At 72.0% G+C, this 1,829-nt stretch carries 2 protein-coding genes and 1 pseudogene; 2 read left to right on the top strand and 1 reads right to left on the bottom strand.

Going from position 1 to position 1,829, the window contains the following annotated elements:
- Positions 1–390: 5-formyltetrahydrofolate cyclo-ligase (locus tag PROKR_RS11645; RefSeq protein ID WP_036963346.1), on the bottom strand; the 390-nt coding region annotated here is incomplete at its 3' end.
- Positions 391–617: 227 nt separating this feature from the next.
- On the opposite strand from PROKR_RS11645, the gene PROKR_RS11640 reads away from it, so the two are divergent.
- Together PROKR_RS11640 and PROKR_RS11635 are read left to right on the top strand one after the other, a co-directional pair.
- Positions 618–1,229 carry a GNAT family N-acetyltransferase gene (locus tag PROKR_RS11640; protein ID WP_026366007.1) on the top strand — a complete coding sequence of 204 codons (612 nt, stop codon included), beginning with the start codon at positions 618–620 and terminating at the stop codon, positions 1,227–1,229.
- 60 nt (positions 1,230–1,289) lie between these two features.
- Positions 1,290–1,829 (top strand): annotated as a pseudogene (locus PROKR_RS11635) (hypothetical protein); the annotation flags it as partial.

Below are 1,829 nucleotides of genomic sequence, written 5' to 3'. Positions count from 1 at the left end.
CAGCGCGGGGCCGCCTGGCTCGGGCGGCCGTCCGGGCGCCCGTTCCAGCAGGTCGTCCGGGCCCGTGTAGTCCGCCCAGTCGCGGGCCAGGCCGGCCCCGAGCACAGGGAGCAGCGCGCGGACGCCACGGTTCGAGAGACGCTCCAGGAGGGGCAGCATGCCGGGTTCCGCGCTGCGGGCCGCGTACGCCGCGACGCATCCGGCGTCGCGCACCTCGGGGATGGACTCGATGACGTCGGCGAGCATCTCGGCGGCCTCCGCCCGGCGTCGGACGGACCGGAGACCACGCTGGGCGCGGATCGCTCGACGCAGCTCCTCCTTGGCGTCGCCCGTCTCCATCCCGGGTTGGACGGGGTAGGGCTGTGGCGTCGGAACAGAGATGCCGCTCATGACCGCTATTGTGCCAAGACTCCGAGACTGGATTGTTACGAACAGCGTACGAAGAAGGCGAGAACATGACCGAGCGGCTGCTCGACGGGTCACAGGCCACCGAGCGTGGTAGACCCTCCTCCAGCGGGGGATTCGTCATGGGACGTGGCAGGGGGCGAACGATGTTGCCGTCGAGTAAGTCGGACGTGCCGGAAGGCACCACAGGTAAGTTCGTGAAGGGGTGGACGGTGGCCAAGCCATGGCCGGTGACGCTGCGTGAAGACACGCCGTCGGGGACTGTCGTGCTGCGCCCGCTCCGGCGCCGGGACGCGACCGACTGGTCGCGCCTGCGGGCCGAGAACGCGGCCTGGCTCGAGCGCTGGGAGGCGACGTCGCCCGGCGCGAACCGGTACATCGCCTCCACGTTCGGCGAGTACGTGCGGTCCCTCTCGGCGCAGGCCCGCGCGGGGACGTCGCTCCCGTTCGGTGTGGAGCTCGACGGCGCCCTCGTGGGCCAGCTGACGGTCGCGTCCATCACCTGGGGCTCCATGTGCTCCGCGAGCATCGGCTACTGGGTGAGCCAGAGCGTGGCCGGCCGCGGCGTCATCCCCACGGGGGTCGCGATGGCCACGGACTATGCCTTCTTCCTGGGCCTGCACCGCATCGAGATCAACATCCGGCCCGAGAACAAGCCCAGCCTGCGCGTGGTGGAGAAGCTCGGTCTGCGGGACGAGGGCGTGCGCGAGCGGTTCCTGCACATCCAGGGGCAGTGGCGCGACCACCGCACCTTCGCGGTGACGCGCGAGGAAGTCCCGGAGGGGCTGCTGGCCCGCTGGCAGCGCACGCGTGAGGCGTTGTAACGGTGGGACACGCCGTACGCGCTGCGGCCGGGCGTGCCGATGCTCGCCTAACGTCGTGTCGTGGAATCGACCGCGGGACTCACAGCCGTAGCGCTGTTCGTCCTGTGGCTGGGCTACTGGATGCCGAGCATGGTGCGTCGCCGGGCGGAGCTCGCCGACGCGCGGGTGCCGGACCGGTTTTCAGGAGGGCTGCGCATCGTCGCGATGAGCGGCTCGGGTAGGAGAGGAGGGGCGATGGTCAACGACGGCAACCGGCGAGGTAGCGGCCAGGGCGTGCCGCGCGTCGCCCACCCGACCCCGCGGCAGGGCCTCCCGCTGCAGATCATGGTGCGCGGTCGCCCGCTGACGGCGGAGCGCATCCGCAGGGTGGAGCGCCGTGCGCGGCGGGCCGCGCGGGCGCGCCGTCGCTTCATCGTGTCGATCTTCCTGCTGGTGGCCAGCATCGTCGCGTGGGCGCTCGTCGGGTTCGACCAGTTGCACTGGGGCGCTGCCGTCACGACGTCGGCCATGCTGCTGTTCGTCCTGTTCCTGGGGCGCCGCGCGGCCCGAGCGGCCCGTAGGGCGGACGCCCGCTGGCACGCGACCGTGCGCGCCGCCCGG

Origin of the sequence: Promicromonospora kroppenstedtii DSM 19349 (assembly GCF_000515355.1) — a bacterium.
Classification (GTDB): domain Bacteria; phylum Actinomycetota; class Actinomycetes; order Actinomycetales; family Cellulomonadaceae; genus Promicromonospora; species Promicromonospora kroppenstedtii.
This window is presented reverse-complemented; position numbering and strand designations above follow the sequence as displayed.